The organism is Sphingobacterium mizutaii (genome assembly GCF_900187125.1).
Classification (GTDB): Bacteria; Bacteroidota; Bacteroidia; order Sphingobacteriales; family Sphingobacteriaceae; genus Sphingobacterium; species Sphingobacterium mizutaii.
In genome coordinates, this window is record NZ_LT906468.1 from 85874 (window position 1) to 108349 (window position 22476).

Annotated in this window: 18 protein-coding genes; 9 read left to right on the top strand and 9 right to left on the bottom strand. The window is 40.4% G+C overall.

Features of this window, described 5'->3' with window-relative positions:
- Positions 1 to 5: 5 nt before the first annotated feature.
- The 3 genes from CKW03_RS00425 to CKW03_RS00435 all read right to left on the bottom strand — a co-directional run bounded on the left by CKW03_RS00425 (position 6) and on the right by CKW03_RS00435 (position 6011).
- Complete coding sequence (locus tag CKW03_RS00425) at positions 6 to 3515, bottom strand: SusC/RagA family TonB-linked outer membrane protein (RefSeq protein WP_169918964.1); 3510 nt, start codon at positions 3513 to 3515, stop codon at positions 6 to 8.
- Between the two features lie 592 nt (positions 3516 to 4107).
- Positions 4108 to 5160: a sugar phosphate isomerase/epimerase family protein gene (locus tag CKW03_RS00430; protein WP_093100099.1), complete on the bottom strand. Its 1053-nt coding sequence runs from the start codon at positions 5158 to 5160 to the stop codon at positions 4108 to 4110.
- Positions 5161 to 5225: 65 nt separating this feature from the next.
- Positions 5226 to 6011: a helix-turn-helix domain-containing protein gene (locus tag CKW03_RS00435; protein ID WP_093100100.1), complete on the bottom strand. Its 786-nt coding sequence runs from the start codon at positions 6009 to 6011 to the stop codon at positions 5226 to 5228.
- 99 nt (positions 6012 to 6110) lie between these two features.
- Between CKW03_RS00435 and CKW03_RS00440 the strand changes: the two genes are divergently transcribed.
- Positions 6111 to 7298 carry an MFS transporter gene (locus CKW03_RS00440; RefSeq protein ID WP_093100102.1) on the top strand — a complete coding sequence of 396 codons (1188 nt, stop codon included), beginning with the start codon at positions 6111 to 6113 and terminating at the stop codon, positions 7296 to 7298.
- Between the two features lie 7 nt (positions 7299 to 7305).
- On the opposite strand, the gene CKW03_RS00445 is transcribed toward CKW03_RS00440, so the two are convergent.
- Complete coding sequence (locus tag CKW03_RS00445) at positions 7306 to 8217, bottom strand: hypothetical protein (RefSeq protein WP_093100103.1); 912 nt, start codon at positions 8215 to 8217, stop codon at positions 7306 to 7308.
- Positions 8218 to 8546: 329 nt separating this feature from the next.
- Here CKW03_RS00445 and CKW03_RS00450 point away from each other — a divergent pair, with 329 nt between their 5' ends.
- Entirely contained in the window at positions 8547 to 8957 is a 411-nt protein-coding gene (locus tag CKW03_RS00450) for a hypothetical protein (RefSeq protein WP_093100105.1), read from the top strand.
- A gap of 1099 nt (positions 8958 to 10056) precedes the next feature.
- Here CKW03_RS00450 and CKW03_RS00455 read toward each other — a convergent pair.
- Entirely contained in the window at positions 10057 to 11274 is a 1218-nt protein-coding gene (locus CKW03_RS00455) for a glycosyltransferase (protein ID WP_093100106.1), read from the bottom strand.
- Between the two features lie 76 nt (positions 11275 to 11350).
- Between CKW03_RS00455 and CKW03_RS00460 the strand changes: the two genes are divergently transcribed.
- Entirely contained in the window at positions 11351 to 11932 is a 582-nt protein-coding gene (locus CKW03_RS00460) for a MiaE family protein (RefSeq protein WP_093100108.1), read from the top strand.
- Between the two features lie 44 nt (positions 11933 to 11976).
- Here the strand turns inward: CKW03_RS00460 and rlmN are convergent, their stop codons facing one another.
- The gene (rlmN, locus tag CKW03_RS00465; protein WP_093100109.1) at positions 11977 to 13062 is read right to left on the bottom strand and encodes a dual-specificity RNA methyltransferase RlmN; all 1086 of its coding nucleotides are present in this window, start codon (positions 13060 to 13062) and stop codon (positions 11977 to 11979) included.
- Between the two features lie 145 nt (positions 13063 to 13207).
- Here rlmN and CKW03_RS00470 point away from each other — a divergent pair, with 145 nt between their 5' ends.
- Entirely contained in the window at positions 13208 to 13639 is a 432-nt protein-coding gene (locus CKW03_RS00470; RefSeq protein ID WP_093100111.1) for a hypothetical protein, read from the top strand.
- Here the strand turns inward: CKW03_RS00470 and CKW03_RS00475 are convergent.
- Positions 13623 to 14510, bottom strand: a complete 888-nt coding sequence (locus tag CKW03_RS00475; protein ID WP_093100113.1) for a DUF4349 domain-containing protein — start codon at positions 14508 to 14510, stop codon at positions 13623 to 13625. The two genes, CKW03_RS00470 and CKW03_RS00475, sit on opposite strands and share 17 nt — an antisense overlap.
- A 92-nt stretch (positions 14511 to 14602) precedes the next feature.
- Positions 14603 to 15634, bottom strand: coding sequence for an LLM class flavin-dependent oxidoreductase (locus CKW03_RS00480; RefSeq protein ID WP_093100114.1), 1032 nt, complete (start codon positions 15632 to 15634; stop codon positions 14603 to 14605).
- A 207-nt stretch (positions 15635 to 15841) separates the two neighbouring features.
- Between CKW03_RS00480 and CKW03_RS00485 the strand changes: the two genes are divergently transcribed.
- Positions 15842 to 16480: a ComF family protein gene (locus CKW03_RS00485; protein WP_157739327.1), complete on the top strand. Its 639-nt coding sequence runs from the start codon at positions 15842 to 15844 to the stop codon at positions 16478 to 16480.
- A 39-nt stretch (positions 16481 to 16519) separates the two neighbouring features.
- Here CKW03_RS00485 and CKW03_RS00490 read toward each other — a convergent pair whose 3' ends face one another.
- Positions 16520 to 16906: a VanZ family protein gene (locus CKW03_RS00490; RefSeq protein ID WP_093100118.1), complete on the bottom strand. Its 387-nt coding sequence runs from the start codon at positions 16904 to 16906 to the stop codon at positions 16520 to 16522.
- A gap of 191 nt (positions 16907 to 17097) precedes the next feature.
- Between CKW03_RS00490 and CKW03_RS00495 the strand changes: the two genes are divergently transcribed.
- The 4 genes from CKW03_RS00495 (at position 17098) to CKW03_RS00510 (ending at position 22476) form a co-directional block, all read left to right on the top strand.
- The gene (locus CKW03_RS00495; RefSeq protein ID WP_093100120.1) at positions 17098 to 17433 is read left to right on the top strand and encodes a PadR family transcriptional regulator; all 336 of its coding nucleotides are present in this window, start codon (positions 17098 to 17100) and stop codon (positions 17431 to 17433) included.
- Between the two features lie 24 nt (positions 17434 to 17457).
- Positions 17458 to 19227: a PspC domain-containing protein gene (locus CKW03_RS00500; protein WP_093100121.1), complete on the top strand. Its 1770-nt coding sequence runs from the start codon at positions 17458 to 17460 to the stop codon at positions 19225 to 19227.
- A gap of 67 nt (positions 19228 to 19294) precedes the next feature.
- On the top strand, positions 19295 to 21721 hold the full coding sequence (locus tag CKW03_RS00505) for an outer membrane beta-barrel family protein (RefSeq protein WP_093100123.1): 2427 nt from the start codon (positions 19295 to 19297) through the stop codon (positions 21719 to 21721).
- A 167-nt stretch (positions 21722 to 21888) separates the two neighbouring features.
- Positions 21889 to 22476 carry an LOG family protein gene (locus tag CKW03_RS00510; protein ID WP_093100125.1) on the top strand — a complete coding sequence of 196 codons (588 nt, stop codon included), beginning with the start codon at positions 21889 to 21891 and terminating at the stop codon, positions 22474 to 22476.

Genomic DNA, 22476 nt, shown 5'->3' on the forward strand with positions numbered 1-22476 from the left:
GACTCTTAGAAAGTTAAGTTAATACCTGTTGTGAAAATCCTCGGTTGTGGATAACTTCCATAGTCATAACCGTAAATTAAACCTGTGTTTGCTCCACCGTGGCTAGAACTTACCTCAGGGTCATATCCTCTATATTTTGTGAATACGTATGCATTCTGAACGGTTACATAAAAACGTAATCTCTTCATTTTGATGCGTTCCGCAACTTCGTTAGGTAGGGAGTAGCCTAAAGTGATATTTCTAATCCTGAAGAATGAACCATCCTCAACAAATCGTGAGGATACCGCTCCGTTATCTAAGCTTCCCGGTGCTGGTCTTGGAACATCTGTGATATCCCCTGGTTCACGCCATCTGTCCACAAAATCAACAAACTGGTTAGAACTTGGGTTGAATCCCTCTAGGCCTGATGCCAAGTTATAGTTGAAGATATCATTGCCATAAGAAAATTGGCCTAGAATGCTCAAGTCAAAATTCTTGTATTCAAAATTGTTGCTGATACCACCAAAGAACTGTGGATTTGGGTCTCCGATCATCACATGGTCTTCGTAGTTTGTAGGCGCTACAGCCTCACCATTCTTACCTAGATAATCGATCATACCCGTTTCTGGATTTACGCCCAAAGCTTTCCATCCGTAGAATACTCCTAATGGCATCCCTGGTACCGCTCTGTTCAGATCACCAACACCACCACGCATTTCAGTCAGTCCTTCTGGCAATGCCAAAACTTTATTCCTGTTGAAAGTCATGTTCAGGGACGTACTCCATTTGAATTCACCAACCAAGTTTTTGCTGCTTAATTCAAACTCGAAACCTTTGTTTTCAATATCTCCTGAATTCGTGAATCGGTTGATAAATCCTGAACTCGTCAAGATCGGAAGGCCGATCAGTAGGTCCGAGGTCTTCTTGTAGTAGTAATCTGCCAATAGGGAGATTCTATCGTTGAAGAAACCTGCATCGACACCTACGTTCCATTGTCTAGTGGTCTCCCATTTCAAGCCCTTGTCACCTAGAACATTTGGAATAAAGCCTGCTTGGCCCATATAGTTGTTTCCACTGGAGTACAAGGAACGGCTGGCGTAGTTTCCGATATTCTGGTTACCGGTGATACCCCAACTGGCTCTCAATTTCAAGTCACTGAAGGTACTGTTGTCTTTCAAGAAATCTTCCTCCGAAATTCTCCAAGCTGCGGCCATCGAAGGGAAAACTGCCCAACGATTATCAGAACCAAAGCGGGATGAACCGTCCATACGTACATTGGCATTTATGATATATTTGTCCTTGTATACATAAGATGCCCTAGCAAAACCCGATGCAATAGCCCATTCTTCAGGGTATGCATTGGCTCCTGTGATCACACCCCCTGCAGTTACATAAGGGATATCATTGTTCGGGAATCCGGTCCTTTGTGCATGGGTAAATTCTAAACGAGATCCTTGAACAGAGAAACCTCCCAAAGCATTGATATAATGGTCACCAATAGTTTTGTCAAAGGTCAAAGTAGTCTCATTGATCCATAATTGGTCACGTGTACTTCTGCTAGCTCCTATACCACCTTGACTGGCGTATGAACGCAGTCCAGTTGGAGGCATAAAGAAGGTCTCATCAATAAAACTCAGATCCGTACCAAAACTGGTCTTCAATATCAATTCTGGGATAATATTGTATTCTGCACTGGCATTTGCCAAGATGCGGTAGGTCTGCGCCTTATTGGTTGGCAATTCAAGCATGGCAACCGGATTCTCCCTTGTCAAGCGCACTTGGTCATAGTAATAATTACCTTGCTGATCATACACCGGAATATTTGGCGGAGAGAAGATTCCCGATTTGGTCGATCCTTCTTTCGAATTCTCTTCCTGTACACGGTGATTTGTCGCTCTGGTCAAGTTGATCGAAGTCGCAAACCTTAACTTATCACTATGTTGATGGTTTAAGTTCAACCGGCCACTTAATCGGTCAAAATCTGAAGACAGCAATACCCCGCCTTGCTTCATGTAACCAACCGAAGTATAATACTGGGTTTTATCGCTACCTCCACTTGCCGCAAGCTCATAGTTCCTAGTTGGTGAAGTCCTGAAAATTGCATTTTGCCAATCGGTATCAATTCCTGGATTAGCAAAGATTTGATCTGGGATAGGTTTTGATGGATCCTGCTCTTGCAGGATTCTATAGTAATCTTTCATGTAATCTTGGTATTGTGCCGTGTTCATGAAATCATAATATCTTTCTTTAGGAACTTGGGAGAAACCTTCATACATGTTGAAAGTAAACTGGCTCTCTCCAGCAAGACCTTTTTTGGTCGTGATCAATACCACACCATTGGCCGCTCTGGAACCATAGATGGATGAAGATGCTGCATCTTTCAAGACCTCAATGGATTGAACATCCGAAGGGTTGATGGATGACAGCACATTGATCCCTTGGGTACCACCACCAAAATCAAAGGTTGAACCCCCGGTAAAGTTGGTTGTACTGTTCACTGGGATTCCATCTACAACATATAGTGGATCAGAACTGGCATTGATGGAAGTCGTACCACGAACACGGATGCTGATACCTCCACCCGGCGAACCTGATTTTTGGGTAACCTGTACACCTCCTGCTTTACCTTGTATAGCCTGGGTTACACTTGGCAATACCTCATCTTCAATTTCATTGGCACCGATACTCGATACAGCGGTAGGTAGGGTTGCTCTTTTCATCGTACCATAACCTACGGCTACCACCTGAACGGATTCGATCGTATTGGTTTCTGTCGCCATCACGACTTGGATATCCTTTCGGTTACCCACCGTTTGGGTGATGGTCTTATATCCAACCGATGAAAAACGGAGTCTGCTCTTTGCATCGGCTGCAATCTGGAATTTACCATTTTCATCCGTACTGGCACTTAGATCCGTTCCGACTACCTTCACGGTAATTCCGGGAAGTGGACCCGAAGGACCGTTGACCGTACCTGTAACCACATTTTGTCCCGATGGGGCCGCAACAGTCGGATCGCTTTGTGCCGTACTGTCCGTCACAACAACTGTTTGTGTACTATCAGTTTGGACTTGGCTGCTATCCTGCAATACGGTTGTGCTATCCGTTTGGGTAGCCGAACTATCTGTTTGTTCAGCCCCTTCCGCTTCAGCAGCTTCCGTCTCTGGAGATGCAACCAGCATCTTTACATCTAATTGTTTTTGATTGTTGACATGGATTTCCTGGGTAGCAAATCCCGATTTTAAAAAGACTAACATGCCATTCGGATTGGCAGCAATCTTATACTCGCCATTTTCATTGGAGAGTACACTGTTTGTGGTCCCTTGCTCCGTAACGACTACGCCTTCAATGGCAGTGCCTGTAGAGTCAGTAATCTTACCAATGATATCTAAGGAGTCAATGGAAAGGAGGTGGGGATTGATTTTAAAGTTTGTTTCTAGTTTGTGATTCTCTTCTGTTGTGCTTGCCCGTCCTTGATGGACAAAGAGCATGAGAGCACATGCTAAGAAAAGCGAACGGTAAAGGATTTGCGTCATATGTTAATTATTTATCAGGGTAATTTTCTTAATAGAATTCCGCTCATGTGTTGCTTGTCAAAGCTTGTCGCGAGAACAAGGATTAGTGCTTTTTTGACCAGCATTATATCAATTTTGTTACATTGATACGTATTAACTAAACGACAACAAACCTTTTTTGTTGTTAAAAAATGTGAAATAATTAAAATAACAACAATTTATGACAAATTGTATTTTCATTAAATACTTAATAATTAAGCTAAAAAGGATAGAATAGAAGCTAAATTGGGAGTTTGAAAAAACTGTAAAGCGAGCTTTTTTGATACTAAATTTTTCATGGTTTTTGGTTGAAAACAGAGTTTTGCCAAGGCAGGTTCTTCGAGATTTGTTTTACCCATATTCGAGACATATTGCTGAAATTTCGAATGTGTCCCGAATAAGGTACAATTCAGATCAAGAACTTCTTTAGGAATTTTCTTGGATTAGAAATTGGTCATTTTTATTGCCAAAGATTTCGTTCTTGAATAAATTCTCCTAGATCGGATCGATAGCCATAAAAAAACAGTAGCAGCTTGGGGCTACTACTGTTTCCGATTTAATATTTTATAGGTTATTAAATACCTAATATTTCTTTATTGAATTTTTCATCAGCTCCAGTTGCCGCGAAATCATCAAATGCTTTATCGGTAACTTTGATGATGTTGTTTTTGATAAATTGAGCCCCTTCAGTCGCGCCATCAACCGAATTTTTCAAGGCACATTCCCATTCCATGACTGCCCAGCCATCAAAATCATAAGCAGCCAATTTACTGAAGATTCCCTTGAAGTCAACTTGTCCATCACCTAATGAACGGAACCTTCCTGCGCGTTCCACCCAGCCTGAGTAGCCCCCATAAACACCTTGTTTACCCGTTGGGTTGAACTCCGCGTCTTTAACATGGAACATCTTGATGCGTTCATGGTAGTGATCAATATAACTCAGGTAATCCATTCCCTGCAGCAATAAGTGGGATGGATCATATAGTAGACATGCTCTAGGGTGATTGTTTGCTGCTTCTAAGAAGCGTTCATAACTTACACCATCATGTAGGTCTTCACCCGGATGGATTTCGTAACAAACATCCACGCCATTTTTATCGAATTCATCCAAGATAGGAAGCCATCTTTTCGCTAATTCCTTGAAGCCTGTTTCCACAGCACCTGCTGGACGTTGAGGCCAAGGATAGACCATATGCCATAACAAAGCTCCACTGAAGGTCGCATGTGCATTCAAACCTAAATTAGCAGAAGCCTTGGCCGCTAACTTTAATTGGTCGATAGCCCATTCTGTTCTGGCTTTAGGGTTATTTCTATATTTTTCAGGAGCGAATCCATCAAAAAGTTTATCATAAGCAGGATGTACCGCCACTAATTGTCCCTGAAGGTGAGTAGATAGCTCCGTGATTTCAACACCTTGTTCTTTAAGTTTTCCTTTGATTTCGTCCGCATAAGTTTTGCTTTCCGCCACCTTCTGCACATCAAAGAAGTTTGGATCATTAGTCGGGATCTGTACACCTTTAAAACCCAATGAGCTTGCCCATTTACTAATAGTTTCTAAATTATTGTATGGTGCCTCATCAGCTATAAATTGGGCTAGGAAAATGCCCGGACCTTTTAATGTTTTCATAAAATTATAGTTTTACTAAATATAACAATTCAATCCGTTATATAGTGTATTTGCAACACTAAATTCTATTTTAGTAACAAATCATTTGCAAAATCCGTGGGTCTTTTGCCTGTGGTTTGGAGAAACGTGTTGGAAAATGAAGCGATGCTCTTATAGCCAACAGCATAACTTATTTCACTGATACTTTTTTCCTTTGCTAGGATCAATTCAATGGATCGGATAATCCGGGCAGTCTTGACAAACTGTAAGAAAGAAGTATGTAAATGCTGCTCAAATAAGCGGCTTAAGCTTCGGACTCCAAGGTTGAATTTTATAGCAATGACCTCTAATCGTAAATCTGTGTGGAGCTGATTGCTGATATAGGAAAGTATAGGCATTAGTTGATGCTGATTGGAAGTTGGCAAAGATAGGCTGAACCGCATAGGACTCAATTGAGGAAGTAGCTGTACCAAGGAATAAAGGAAATTGTATTGTTCCTGTCCTTTAGTGTAAATTGAAGTTCCACAAAATTTGAGGGTTTCTATTATCAAGGGATGCGCTGGGAAAATCCCGATTTCCTGATGGAAAGGTTTGAGCTGTTTTTTATTTAATGGGATGTATAAGTTCCTCACCAGGACATGTTGTTCACGCTGATGGCTAAATTTATGTTCCAAATGTGGAGGGATCCAAACATAGTGATAGGAAGGGATAAAATAAGCCTTTTCTTGGGTATGTAAATAGGTGATTCCACCTTCTAAAAGAGTAAGTTGTGCTTTAGCGTGCGAATGGAAATCGAAATGCTCAGGTTTCATTTGAAAAGTCAGGACCTGATTGTCCTCTGTACTTACCCATTTTAAAAAATCCTTTTCCATAATAAAATCAAAGGTATAAAGGTTTGGCTAGAAATATATAATATATGTCCAATTATATAAAAAATAGCTAGCAATATTTGGGGACCTTTGTGCCTCAATATGAATACAAATAAAATTTGGACACGGGATTTTATATTATCCTGTTTAGGCTGTTTCTTTCTTTTTGTAAACTTCTACATGCTGTTATCTTCCATGCCCTTGGCGATCAAACAGCATATGGGCGGTACTGCCCGAGACATGAGTTTGGTGGTTTCTATCTACCTTCTCGGGATTGTGCTGTTGCGTCCATTTTCTGGGGTGATTTCAGATCGGATTGGTTCAAAAAAGGTTTCCATCCTGACCATGTTCCTATTTGTGATCTGTTCATTTATGTATCTTGGGATCCATGCCATTGTGCCTTTATTGATCGTAAGGATGATACATGGTGTATTCCATTCACTTTCCACTACCGCACATGCGGCTATGGCCATTACAATGGTCCCCAATAGTCGAAAAGGCGAGGGAGTTGGCTATTATGGCTTGGCGATGAGCCTTTCCATGGTGCTGGGGCCAGCTTTGGGTTTATATATCTTAAATTCTTTTGGCTTTGAGGTGTTGATCTTCGTTGCAGCAATCTTCTCCGTGATTAGTTGGCTGTTGACCTTGTTCATAAAGAATCCTGAAACAGCAAATCCTTCTATACGCACTGCAATTGGGAAGCAGAAATTCAGATTTTCAAATTTTATTGAAATGAAGGCCGTCCCAGTATGCATATCTGCCATGTTGTTTGCATTCTCCTATTCATCCATTATCTCCTTTATGGCTGTTTATACCAGCCAGTTAGGAATACCGGCAGCAGCTATGTACTATTTTATCACCTTTGCGATCAGTATCATGGTTACCCGCCCCATCATAGGAAAGTTATTGGATTCCAAAGGACCTAGTTATTTGATCATTCCTTCACTGATCATATTTGCCCTTGGTCTGATGATCATGGGCTCTGCAACTTCCATGCTCCAGATCTTAGTGTCGGGTGTAATTTTAGGGGTTGCTTATGGCGCTATTTTCCCAAGTTTCCAAACCATCACCATCAAATTAAGTCCAGTGGACAAAGCCGGATCGGCTACCGCGACCTTCTTTCTATTTTACGATAGTGGATTTGGACTGGGAGCCTTTGCTCTGGCCGTCGTGGCTTCCTATTTTGGCTACGCAAATATGTATTTGATCGTTAGCGGATTGATCCTCTTGACATTGCTTTTGTATTATCTGTTATATCATCGAAAACAACAGTCCTCAATAGCGAATTAATTTGCTATTAGAGGGCAATCATTATTTTTTCATCGGTTATGTTTTTTTGGAATACATCTGCGTTTATTCCAAATTCATTTTGATAATGATAGAAATAAAAATCATAGGAGCCGCCCACTATCAGGCTTGAAGGGCTATAGAGAAAACGATCTATACCTCTTTCATAAGCAAAATAGACTTTATGAGGGTCTTTAGTGACCTTGCTTGATACCCGTCCCCAATCTGAGAAGGTCCAAAATTGATAATAAGCCTGTTGGTCAATCAAGATTTTTTTGGATAGATATTCACGACGTTCCCTCAATGTGTCAAAGTATTTGTCATTAGGAGGGAGGTCCACTGGAAAAGAATTGTTTTGGGTCGTCGTAGTATATAGTTTTTTAACCTCTGCCATGCTGTGGAAATCTTGGGAAAGATCAATGCTGTTATATGGGTGGTTAAACACGTCAATCCTATTTTGAATCGCATAAAATTGCAGTAAGCAGTTTTTCGGGGAATAATACTTGCCTGAATGTTCAACAATGATTTTATAATTGTTCCAATATTTCGTTGTCGATCCATATTTTAAATCCGTTCTCTTATAAAGCGATTGATCACTTAATTGCCTCAATGTCCCTACTGAAATAATTTTATTCTGGATACTGTCCAAGCCAATCTCTTCCCAATCATTATTATTTTCCGCAGATGGTAAAACAGAGAATAGCACTAACGTTTTTTCAGGGCTAGATTTATGCATTAGATCCTCGAATAATAAATTATAGAGATATATCTTTTTATCTATGCCATAGAGGTTCTTGCTGTTTAGTTCATAATTTTTTGTTTGATACTCATCTGTGTTTTTTTCTAATACGAAGTATTGCTGTGCGAAGGATAGGTTGATAGAAAAAAATAAAAGCAAAGTATATACTACTCTTTTGTCCATTTGGGTCAGTTTTATATAATTGATTAATAATTTATCAAGCGATAATAATTAATTAAAAGTTATAAAAAATATTATAAAGTAAGAAATTAAAATTTCTGAAAGTGTTTTTTAAGTTAAGCTCCAGGGAAGCTCTCTGCTCTGGTAATATTTTTCATTGCTAATTTTTTATCCAATTTTCGCTGTTTTCACTTGGTTTTGAGCTGAAAACCGATATTTTTTTATACTTCCCGGTTAGCTCAATTCATTTTCTTAACAGTTCTTGGCATAAAGATTGGAAGTATGCCCGAGGAGTAAATTGAAAATTTAAAAGAAACTATATTACAAGCATTATGAAAAAGTTAATGATTTTGGGGTTAATGGCAATAGGATTGGCTTCTTGTAGCAAGGAGACATTGAACTATGCTGAACGTGATACTGCATTGAATTTACTTCGTGCAAACAAGTGGTTTTCCGTAGTGGAAACTACCAAAGAAGAGGGTAAAGAACCTGAGGTGGATACCTTGGTAGGTGACGATGAAACACAATACATCGAATTCAGGGCAAACAACAATGCATACATTATGCTGAAGGACGCAAATTTTGCACCTGCAATCCCTTATTCAATGCCAGAAAAGAAAACATTGGTTTTTGATGGAGTAACTTATCAAATCCAAGAGAGCTTGATTGGTTCGATCAAGAAATTCACTGGTGTTAATGTAACCGGTACAACAACTAGAACAATAGTATTTACGAGACGTTAGGTTAAACTTAATTTTGAGAACTGGCACATGCGTTTTACGGGTGTGCCTTTTTTTTGTTTAAGTGGAAAGCAGATGGTGGCTCAGCGGCATCTCGACTTGGCTAACCATGGAAGCTGGATTCCCTCACCGTAGGCTGAGCGGCGTCGAAGCCACATTCATAGAATACAAACCAAAAATAGTTTTCTCATTTTACGATTTCGAAATGAAACAAATCCCAAAAAAAATAATAAAAATAGATTCTTCGCTGCGCTCTGAATCTCTCTCGGGAATCTTTCAATTCTGAACGGAAAGTGAAGAATCTGTACGGTTCTCCCCCCAAACTGCCTGTCATTCTTGACCGCAGGTCAAGGACCTGTACGCATATATAATCCGTAATATTTTAATTAATTAGGGCTGTAATATTCCGAGACCCTTCCTTCGTCAGGGTGACACCAGAAAGGGGCTTTTTTTTTGCGCTATACAACCCCCAGAGGGGGTGGCATCTTTATAGAAATTGATTGTTTAAACCAGCTAACCCCTAGCGGGGGTGAAATATTTTTCAACAGATCATTTTTTTAAGAAAATGGTTTTCTCATCTTACGATTTCGAAATGACAACGATCCCTAAAAAATAAAAAAAATAGATTCTTCGCTTCGCTCTGAATCCCTCCTTATCGCATTTCCAATTCTGAATGATTAGTGAAGAATCTGTACGTAAATGTCTCAACATGTCCTTGTCATCCTTGATCGAAGATCAAGGACCTGTACTCCAATACGAATTTTTGTAGAAATAGGAACTGTCCGCCAATACTAAAATAATGAAACCCCGATGGGGTTATTATTGAACATATTGTGTTTAATGATTTCGTGATGAGTTTCATTCAGCCTGCAGGCTGATGTTAATTTAGAATTATATGAGGCGGGCGTTTGCGAAACGCCCCTACGAAAAATGGATACCTTTCTAGGGGAAAATAATCTTGGTCCATCCTCCTATCCCTTCCATCCTGGTTCATGCCATGATCTTGGTCTATCCTCTCATCCCTTCCATCCTGGTTCAAATGTCCGCCTGCTGAACGGCATCTCGAATCCTGCCCTCGACTCCGCTCGGGCGGCGGCGATTCTTATTTCCTGTTCTTTTCCTCAATCCATTGGGATAGGTATTTGCTGGAAAGGAATTGATTGGACCACAGAATCTGGCCGATTATGTTCTTCCGACGATGACTTTCGATGTTTTGCTGGATTTTTTCGAGTGCATCGGTCAGCTCTTTCCCCCAATTAGGGTCGATCAAGCTCCTTAATATCTGTTTTGATCTATTGGACGCTGCTTCCCAAATTTGCTGCTCTTGATACAGAGAGACGGCTTTGTCAACAATTTCCTCGGTTTCATCTGCAATATAGCCTGGCCATTCCTGATCCTTGAACATGGCTTCTGCACCGACTTTGCTGCTGATTGAGGGAATTCCTGCAAAAAGAGCATCTATAAACTTGCCTTTCAATCCAGCTCCGAAAGGGATTGGAGCCAATAAAATACGGTATTTTTTTAGGGTATCTATCGCATGCTCTGCCCTCCCCATAATGCGGAAACCTTGCTTGGGTTGGTTGAGTTGCCAAACCTTATCACTGGGATATGCCCCGTAGATATGCACTTCCGCTTTAGGTAATTGCTTGCGGATCGAAGGCCAGATTTCCTTGATGCGTTGGACGGTCTTCCAATTGGGTTCATGCAGGAAGTTGCCGATAAAGGTAAAGTGCTCTCGATCCTCAAATCCTAAAAGTTCTTGTTCCTGCTGTTTGATTTGGAAGGGAACATAGCTTAAAATCTGTGGACTGATGGCAAATTCATCTTGAAGGAGTTCCATTTCAAATCCGGAGATGATCAGGCTGAGATCTGAACGGTAAATGGCAGTCAATTCTCGCTTCGCTAAGTCGGAATAGAGCATCTCACTGTTGAAATCTAAACCTTTTTTATAGGCTTCTTGGCGTGCTTGCCTAACAAAATGAAGGTCTTCGGTATCCAAAATGCGGATGGCATGAGGACAGGTTTGCATGACGCGCCAGCTATATTGCTCCTCGGTCATAAAGCGATCAAAAAGGACTACATCAGGATTTAGTTCTTTGATAAATTCATCAAAGGAGGAATCGTTCAGTTTGATTTCCACTTCCATTACGCCTTTGCTTGCTAGCGGAAAGCTATGTTCAGATTTACTGGCTGCAGAGGAAAAGGTAATTTCAAATCCCTGGGAAATGAATAGATCCACGAGTTGCAACATTCTCCAACCAGCCGCTGAGGAGGTTGGTTCAGGCCATACCAAACCGATGATAAGCATTCTTTTTCCCATGTCTCAAAATTACATTATTTCATGTATTTAGGGGGATGATTTTGTTTTCATTACCTTTGTGGAAATTTTCAATGCTATGTTAGGACTTAAACTTTTGACAGACCCCAGATGGGCCAATATCGCGGAATCTAATTTGGAAGAAATCTTGACGGACCATGCTTGGTGCGAACAGAAGGCTGCTTCAAATGCCATTTCATTGATTACCCAGAATTCGGAGCTTGAGGATTTGGTGCATGAGTTGACAGCCATAGCGATTGAAGAGATGGAGCATTTCAAGATGGTGATCGATATCATCAAGGAGCGTGGGTATGAATTAGGTCGCGAAAGAAAGGATGATTATGTAGGGCAGTTGATGAAATTTGCCAAAAAGGATGGTTCCAGAAACCAGGCTTTTATTGACAGGCTGTTGTTCGCTGCGATGATCGAAGCGAGGAGCTGTGAACGATTCAGGGTATTGTCCAAGAACATCAAGGATCAGGATTTGGCCAAGTTCTATCATGATCTTATGGTTTCGGAAGCGAACCATTATACAACTTTCTTGAATTTTGCCAAGAAATACACGAAAGATGTGGATGTGGATAAGCGCTGGAAGGAATGGTTGGAGTTTGAAGGGAATTTAATCCAGTCTTACGGTAAGAAAGAACAGATCCACGGATAATAAAGGATATTAAAAAAGGCATTTCGAAAGAAATGCCTTTTTTTTTAAGCCTCGCTGGCTTCTTTATCTTTATCCTTGATGGCCAATTGACCACAGGCGGCATCGATATCCTTTCCTCTACTTCTGCGAACATTGGTAATCACACCTTGACTACGCAAATAAGTGGCAAACTGATCAATCTTATCGGCTTCTGCGTTCACGAAATCTGCCAAAGCGATAGGGTTATATTCGATGATATTGACCTTACAAGGTACATTCTTGCAGAATTTTGCCAATTCTTTGGCATCTTGCAATTCATCATTGAAATTATGGAAAACGATGTATTCAAAGGTGATTGGACTCTTGGTTTTGGCATAGAAATACTTCAATGCTTCTGCCAGGGCAGCCAATGAGTTTTGCTCATTGATTGGCATGATTTCATTCCTTTTATCATCATTTGCTGCGTGCAGTGAAAGGGCCAGGTTAAAACGAACTTCATCATCACCTAATTTCTTGATCATTTTGGCGATTCCGGCAGTGGAAACCGTAATTCGTTTGGCGGCCATATTCAAGCCATCCGGAGAAGTGATCCGATCCACCGATTTCATCATGTTGCTGTAGTTCAATAAAGGTTCACCCATACCCATATAAACAATATTGGTCAATGGATGTCCGTATTTTTCTTCAGCCTGTTTAGCGATCAGTACGACTTGGTCATAGATTTCATCGGCATTCAGGTTTCGCTTACGGTCCATATATCCGGTTGCACAGAATTTGCAGGTCAAGCTACAGCCCACTTGGGAGCTTACACAGGCCGTCATGCGATCATCTGCAGGGATTAAAACCCCTTCAATCACGTTGTTATCGTATAGGCTGAAGGTACTTTTTATAGTTTTATCCGAACTGATCTGGGATTGTTTAACCTTCACGGCATTGATGGTAAAATTGGCTTTCAGGGTCTCGCGGAGCGACTTGCTCAGATTGCTCATTTCATCGAAATCCGTACAGGATTTTTGCCATAGCCATTCATAAATCTGCTTGGCACGAAAACCTTGCTCACCCATTTCAACAAGTGCATCCTTTAATTGAGCTAAACTCAAGCTCCTGATATCTACCGTTTTTACTGCTTTTTCCACGTTACAAAGATACATCAAAAATTATAAGCTAGAAGTAATAATATTCTTGGGGGGCTTGGCAAAGCATTGGGCAATAAATTATCGTTATCAATTTGTTATCTCTTTTCTTTGATTCGTGGATTTCTTTCTGATTATTTATTATTGGGCATATAATCATTGGATGATGAATAAAGGAAAGATAATCAGGATTTTGATGTGCATTGTCCCCATCTTTACCCTGTCTTGTGAGCAGGTGAGAACCAATTTTTGTATTCGTGATTTCAAGAAAGAATTTAGGCGGAATGTTTCGGAAGGGAAGATTGATTTCCAGCAGATGAATTGCTTTCCTTGGGATACCTTGATGATTTTGGCGCCCTATCATTACAGTGATCAGATCAAAGAAGAAACGGGACTGGTTATTCCGAGCTATTTAAGCAGTGTGAATGCAGAAAAAGCCTTTTTGGTGTTCTTGGAAAAGAGAAATATCCAAAGGATCATTCCCATTTCGCAGCATGATATGGATCTCGATTCCTATATCCGCCAAAAAGCTTTTTCTGCAAGTTTCCTTGTCATAGACAGGAAGGATTGTAGTACAATTAGTATTGTGGATTAGACTTTTTTGCTTTCCTGGTTTTTCTGATTCGCTGGATTGCCCATGCTACAAGAACAACAATCATCCAAATCGGCCATAAGCTGATGATCCCTAAGGCTATGGTTTGGATCATATTCCAACCAAAGGTCAAAGAATCCTTGATTTTTACCCAAAAGGAATTGCTGCCCATTGGGAGATTAGCTTGGTATTCGAAAAGATTGATGGTAATTGTGCTGTAGTTTACCTGATTGCTGAGATTTCGCATGGTCGCCTCACTACTATCAATTTCTTCCTGCAATTTTCGGATCTGTTCCTGGATTTCAAGAAGGTCCTTTACATTTTTTGCGCTGCTAACCATATTCTGATAGCGTTCAAGGAAAGCTCTTTTGCTTTTCAGCCTCGACTCGATGTCATAGTATTCAATGGATACATCATCGGCACTGAAGTTTTTATTGGTGATTTTATCCTCACCTTTTTCCAGGGCATTCAAGAAATTGTCCAATACATTTGATGGCACACGGATAGTTAGGTTATATGAGGTGAAATCATTGTTGTTATTCGTGAATTCTTGTTCGTAGTAGGCATTGTATTTTTTTACCAAGGCATCCAGATTTGCTTTGCTTTGCTCAATTTTTTTGGATTCAAGGGATATATTTCCTGTACGGATGATCTTGATCGTTGAATTTTGCTGATTTTGAAGCGGTTCTTTTTCTGGGGCTTCATTTCTATCAACCGTTCTTCCTTTCCACATTTTTGGTCCTGAAGCAGGAGCAAGATCTTCTAGGGTTACAGTTTCTACATTCGCAGCGTTGGCTTGCGATTCACTTTGTTTATTGGAGCAAGCTCCCATTGCAAATAGCATAAGGAGAAGCCATAAATGATTTCTTTTCATATTGTAAGTTTATAGGGTGATGCAGGAAGTTTGGAAATTCCATAAAATAAAAAAAGGGCTTATGCCCTTTTTTTATTTGTTTCAAAAATAGTTTATTTCAAAGCCGCTTTCACTTTTGGAATGATTTGGTTTCCGTAAAGTTCAATGGCTTTCATCATTTTACTGTGGTCTGGGCTACCCACATCGGTATGGGCAGAGAACCTCGTCAATCCAAAGGTTTCCTGGATCTGCAAGATTTTGTCAACAGATTCATTGACATCTGCCACGATCAGGTGGCCATGGCTAGAACGGCCATAGTCATATTGTGTCCTTTGGTATGGAGGCCATCCCCTAGATGCGCCGATTCGGTTCATCTGTGCTGAATAATACGGGTAATACCAATCTGCGATTTCTTTAGAGTTCTCTCCAAAGAAAGAGTGCATGTGTACACCGACTTGGTATTTGCTCATGTCGTGACCATTATCCTGATAGGCTTGCTCGTAAATTTCAAATAGAGGTTTGAAATTGATCGGAGAACCACCAATAATGGCAAACATAACCGGTAAACCCAAACGACCTGCGCGGATAACCGATTCTGTGGTACCACCTACTGCAATCCATATCGGTAATTTATCATTGACCGCTCTTGGGTAAATGGTCTGATTGATCAAGCTGGCACGGTGTTTACCGGTCCAGTTGACGGTCTGTGAATTGTTGATGCGAAGTAGCAGGTCCAATTTTTCTTCAAATAGTGAGCTGTAATCCTTTAAATCATGTCCAAATAGCGGGAATGATTCAATGAAAGATCCACGGCCAGCCATGATTTCTGCCCTGCCATTGGAAATTAAATCTACGGTTGCAAAATCCTGGTATAATTTGACAGGGTCAGCGGAGCTCAATACAGAGACAGCTGATCCTAGTTTGATTCTTTTGGTTACTGTTGCGGCTGCAGCCAACACGATTTCAGGAGCTGCCACGGCGTAATCTGCACGATGATGCTCGCCCATTCCAAAGAAATCTACACCCACTTCATCCATCAATTTGATTTCTTCTATTATTTCTTGTAGCCTTTGTTGCGGCGCTTGTATTTTCCCAGTCTGAGTATCGATTTGCAAGTCCCCAAACATGCCTATTCCTAATTCCATCTGTTTTTCCTTTCTTATATGAGTCTACAAAAATACAACCTGAATTGTTCTTAACCGTTGATATATGATAAGAAGTGAAATAGTAATGAAATCTTAATCCTATTGCTAATATTTCTTAATGCAGGGATTTTATTTTTGAGGCCCTAACAGCATGCAATGGTCAAATACTGGCGTTCACTCCTTCATCTCTTTTATCCAGAGTTGTGCATGGGATGTAACGTTGCCTTAATCGACCAAGAAGAAATTATCTGCACTTCCTGTTTGTACCACCTGCCTTATACTGATTTTCATTTGGATTCGAATAATGAAGCAGTCCAATTACTGAAGGGGAAGTTTCCTTTTGAGTTTGCTACTTCCATGCTGCATTTGCGATCGGGTTCCATCGTTGAAAAATTAATCTATAACCTGAAGTATAACAATCATCCCCAAGTGGGAAAATACTTGGGCAAGAAGTATGGCGCTATATTAGGGGAATCAGGGTTTTTCAACGATATCGAGGTCATAGTTCCCATTCCGCTCCATCCCAAAAGGATGATGAAACGAGGATACAACCAGAGTCAATGCATTGCAAATGGTTTGGCAGAGACCATGGGGGTACCCGTGAATACGCAATTGTTAAAACGTGGGAAATACCAAAAAAGTCAGACCAAGATGTACCGTTCGGACCGGATCAGCAATGTTGAGGATTCCTTTTATTGTACAGATGGAGAACAAGGGGATGCCCGTCATATCCTTTTAGTAGACGATGTATTGACCACTGGAGCGACGATGACGGCTGCAGCTGAAGAATTGATCAGCGCTATTCCCAATTGTAAGATTTTTATAGTTAGCATTGGTCGGGCATAGATTTTAATCCTATCCTGCCAGACCCATTAGCATGTAGGATCAGGAATATTGAAATTTTCTATTGTACAACAGCAAATAGCTAAATAGTGCCATTCCAATTCCTACATAATCTGCGAAAATATCCCACCAATCAGCTTGTCTTGAATCTGTAAAATACATCTGGGCTCCTTCGGTAAAGAAAGCGAAAAATGAAGCCACACAGAATACAATGATAAAGGTCTTAACTTTTGTTGCTCTTCTTTTTGTGTCTACAACTCTTCCAAAAAGGATCAAAGTCGTCAATAGATAAAAGCTTCCGGTATGCACCAGTTTGTCAAATCCTTGAAAAAAACCTTCGGTAGGAAAGTCATTCGCGGGCAACAATAAAAGGAGCATCATAACAATAGCCCATAAAATTGCCCATGCATAGTTTATTATCCAATTCATTGTTGATAAAAATCGTATTTAAATGTCAGATTAAAAAGCTTTTGAATCAATTTTTTTGCCTTCCAACAATTAGTTAGATATTTTAATGAAAAATTATTAAACTGATAATCAGCGTGTTGCATAACTATTATGAAAAAATATAGTACTATGTATTGCAAAGTACCATCCAAAGGATATATCTTTGTATTGTTATGATAGCTGAAAATACACAAACCCAAATGAGGAAAGGAATACTGGAATACTGTATTCTTTCAATTATTTCTCGGGGAGAAATATATGCCTCAGACATAATCAGCGAATTAAAAAAAGCTGAATTGTTGGTGGTTGAGGGCACACTATATCCATTGCTTACCAGATTAAAGAATAACGGTTTATTGAGTTATATCTGGAAGGAGTCGACTTCAGGTCCACCAAGAAAATACTATGAAATTACTTCCGAGGGGATGGAAGTATTGAAACGATTGGATGTTACTTGGAAAGAATTGGTCTTTGCGGTAGAAACGTCCTTACAAAACAGAGAAATTTAACTATACCATTAACTAAATACAGCCATGAACAAAACTATAATCATCAATATAAACAGTATCGTCTTTCATATCGAGGAAGATGCATATGAAATCCTTCGGTCATATATGATCGAGATCAAGAGGCATTTCGGGAATTCTGAAGATAGCCGTGAGATCTTGGAGGATATCGAGAACCGTATTGCGGAGATGTTTTCGGAGCGTATCCAAACGGGTCGCAAAGAAGTGATCAACCGTGAAGATGTGGATCAAGTTATTGCCCAAATGGGTAGGGTAAGTGATTTTGAGTCTGAAATCGGCGATGAGCCACGTATGGAAAGCGAGCCAAGAGCAGCTTTTGCAGATCAGGCTGAAAATGCTGGACACTTCCAGACAGAGCAACAACCTGGACAAGAAGAAGGACAGGAGCATCAGGCTGAGCCAAGCTTTACGGAATACCTGACTTCGAAAAAATTAATGCGCGATATGGACGATAAGGTTCTGAGCGGGGTTTGTAGCGGATTATCGCATTATTTCAACATCGAAGCAAAGTGGGTAAGGATCATCTTTATTTTGTTCTTCTTGTTCGGTGGATCGGGCGTGCTATTGTACTTCGTACTGTGGGCCGTGATGCCGAAAGCAGTAACCCGTGCCGATAAATTGGCGATGCGTGGTGAGCAAGCAAACCTGCACAATTTCAAGAAGTCTTTCGATGAAGAAATGAAGGGAGTTCGCGAAAATTTTTCGGGAGCCGGCGAGCATATTAGTCGAGGCGCTCGTTCGGTTGGAGACTCTTTAGGATCTTTTTTCTCGGTAATTGGAAAAATTTTAGCGGTGTTGGTGTTGATCTGGGCGGGCTTGAGCATCATTGGTCTTTTTGTATTCTTTGTATTCAACGTGTTGAATATCATGGGTTATCAAAATCCAATGTATTTCCCACCTCTTGAGGTGTTAGACCCTGCTTCAGCTTTATTTGCCATCCTTGCAGGTACTCTTGCTATCATCATCCCATTGCTGGCGCTGTTCTTCTTGTTATTGCGTGTTGTTTTCAAAACAAAACCGATGAACAATTATGCAAGTATGTCGCTATTGGCAGCTTGGATCGTATCCATCGTCATGATCTTATACTTCGTGGTGGTGACCAACCAAGATTTTGTGGAAGAGAGTACTATTTCGGTGGAGAAAACATTAGATAAAAAAGACACCTATGTGATTTCAGAAAATGATGTTCGCGTAATCAAAGCTTCCGATGAGGACTTCAACAAGAATAAAATCAATCCTGGAAAGGGCGGACTATTAATCGGCAATTACTTGCGCAATGATATTTCGGTACATATTGAATCGATCGACTCATTGAAGACTCCATATATACAATATAATTATATCGCAAAGGGATCTTCTTATGCAGCGGCATCGGCAAGAGCTTCCAAGATCGCTTATAAGGTCAACCAAAATGCTGAGAACTTAATGTTCGATAGTCATTTTGCTTTGGAGGACAAACAATTGATCCGTGATCAGCATGTTAGAATGAACCTATACTTGCCAGTTGGAACTAAGGTCCTTTTGAACAGAAATATGGAGTGGAAAGTGCGCGATATTTGGGCAAATGAATGTCACGGAAAAGAAGAATCTAAATTTTCTGAGTGGATCATGACGAAAAATGGCTTGAAATGCATCTTAAAATTAGAAGAGGAGAAAGCCAAGGAAGCAGAAGAGCTGAAAAAGAAAGCAGAGGAAAAATTAGAAAAGACAAAAAAAGAAGATAAGGAAGCAACCTCTGAAGAGGAAGAAGCGTCTTCAGAAGAGAATAACGCATAAGGGGCAATAGAATACTAACGATAAAAACTAAAAAAAACTAATCAAAATTACATTAATACCTAAGAAAATGGGAAGAATAATTACCATACTGATCCTCTTTTTAGCGGCAGTAGCTAGCAAAGCTATAGCCATGCCTGAGGCCCAGGATACAGATATCAAGGGGCGGGTCCTAAATCAGGACCAACAACCTATCGCCTCTGCATCGGTATATTTGATGTCATCGACAGCGAATGTATTGATCAAAAGTGCAGTTACGGACGAGAATGGTGTATATACCATTATCAAAGCTCCGAAAGGATCATATTATATCGAAGTAAGTTCAGTAGGCTACAGCAAGGGCAAATCTGCAGTTTTTGAACTAGGCGATAAAACCTATGAAGTAGAGGACATTATCATGGGGACCAGCAGCCAAGCAATTGAGGCGGTGACCGTTCAAGGTCAATTACCAATGGTCCAGAATGTGAATGGCAAACTGGTATTGAATGTAGAGAATTCAACGTTGGCAGCCGGAAACAATGCTTTGGAGGTAGTAAAACGTGCGCCTGGAGTAAGTGTGGACAAGGATGATAACCTGCAATTGATGGGGCAGCAAGGGGTAAATGTGACCATTGATGGTAGACAGACCTTTATGACCGGAGAGCAATTGACGAATTTCTTGAAGTCCACGGATGCTGGTCAGATTAAGAGCGTAGAAGTTACTACAACAAGATCAGCAAAAGATGATGCAGAAGGTGCCGTAGGGACCATCAATATCGTCCTTAAAAAGAACAGGACGGAAGGTTTCAACGGTTCATTTGTGGCCAGTGCGGCACATGGTATGCACTTTAGAGGGAATAGCTCGCTGAACCTGAACTATAAAAAGAACAATACCACTTTATTTGGTTCCTATGCTTATACCAACAATAGAGAGGAAAATGAAATCCAGATCATGCGTGAGATCAGTGGTGGTAACAAGATTACCTATTTTGACCAGAACGCATCGATGATTGAAGATAATAATAACCATAATTATAGATTGGGTATTGAACAGAAGACTTCTGAACGGAATACCATGATGCTTCAGTTATCTGGAAATAGATATTCCGAAGACTCTGAAAACAGAAGTAGGACGGATATAGGTTTTACTCCAACAACTATTGACTCGGTATTGCGATCGCCATCTTTCAACAAGATGAGTTTGGATAGGATGTCCTTAAACTTCAATAACGAATTCAAGATGGATACTTTGGGTCAGAAATTGACGTTGGATCTAGACTGGAGTACTTTTGAGAACCGTTCGAACATGAACTATACCTATAGGACTGAGAAATTGGATGGGGAACTTTATAAACCTGAAGAGCGTGAGCGGAGCAATATGCCAACGGATATTGATATCTATGTGGGTAAGTTGGATTATGTAAAGCCCTTCAAAAAAGGAAATCTAGAGGCCGGTGTAAAATACAGTAATGTAAAATCGGACAACAATATGGTGTTTGACCAATTGGATGGCGATACTTGGGAGAATGTGGCTAATAAGTCGAACCACTTTATCTATACGGAGCAGATTTCTGCTGGTTATCTGGACTATAGCCGTCCTTTTGGAAAATGGACCGCTAAGGTTGGCTTGCGTGCAGAATACACCATCTCTGATGGAAATTCGGTGACCAATAATGAAAGGGTAAAACGTGATTATCTAGACTTTTTCCCTTCAGCAAACATTGGTTATAACCTAAGTGAGAACCATATTTTCTCATTGGGATATGCAAAGAAAATCACTCGTCCTAACTATCGTTTCTTGAACCCGTTCAGGTACTATATTGACAAGTTGACCTATCAACAAGGTAACCCATATATCAATCCGCAGTATACGCATGGATTTACATTGAACTATACCATGATGAAGATGTTTAACTTCACGCTAGGTACAGATATTACCAATGATGCCATGGTGGAGAGTATGGGACAGGATTCTGTTACCAATACAACATGGGTAACCAGGGAGAACCTAGGTAAATCCTTGACTTCTTATTTGAACTTGAACCTACCATTCAGGATCGGCAAGATCTGGACGATGAACAATAATATCACTGGAATCTATATGCATTTCAAAGGTCCGATCGCTGGACATGTTGTTGATAATGGTTCGTTCTTCGTACAGGCAAACAGTTTCAATAGCTTTAAGTTGAATCCGCAGTGGTCATTAGAAGCTTCCATTAATGGAAATACACCTTTTGTCTATAACTTGTTTAAGATACATGCAAGAGTATCGGGAGATATCGGCGCAAACTATAACTTCAAAGACCAAAAGAGTTCCTTGAAATTAGCGGTTACCGATGTGTTCCGTAGCAATAGAAATAATTTGTCAACTGACTTCCATGAGTTTCAATCGAGGATCCGTCAGTACCATGATAATCAAGCAGTACGCCTTACTTTCACTTACAAATTCGGAAACCTAAAACAACAGATCCGAAAAAGCGACTCGAAAAACGAGGAGAAAGACAGAGTAGGCAACTAATAAAAATCTTTGTTTCAATGTTTAGTTAATGAGGTCCCAGACTCCCTGTTTGGGGCCTTTGTTTTTTAAAAATAAGTAGTGAGATATGAGATGTGAGATTTGAGAGATCACCCTTAATATCTCACATCTCATATCTCACATCTCATGTCTATTCCATACCTTTAGGCATGAAACTAAATCAAATCGTTGTTTTTTGTGCTTCGAGTCCGGGTTTTGATGGGACTTTTGTGAAGGCTGCTGAGGAGGTGGGGAAAGTTTTTGTGAAGCGTGGGATTACCTTGGTTTATGGTGGTGGAAGAGTGGGTTTGATGGGTGCTGTTGCTGATGCGGTCATGGATAATGGCGGTCAGGTTATTGGGGTTATTCCACAATTTTTGAACAGTAAGGAGATTGGTCACAGTGAGATTACCCAGTTGATCGAAGTGGATACCATGCATGAGAGAAAGGCGAAGATGAATGCCTTATGTGATGCGGTAATTGCTATGCCGGGTGGTTTTGGTACTATGGAGGAGTTGTTTGAAATGACGACTTGGGGGCAATTGGGATTGCATAAAAAGCCTATCGGGATCTTAAATGTAGATGGTTTTTATGATCATTTGATTGCTTTTATCCAACACATGGTGGATACGGGGCTGTTGAAGGAGGAAAACCAAAGGATGATCATGTATTCGGACAAGATCGAGGATCTGTTGGAACAAATGGAGGCTTATGAAGCTCCACCTGTTCCAAAATGGTTAAATCTGGAAAAGTCCTGA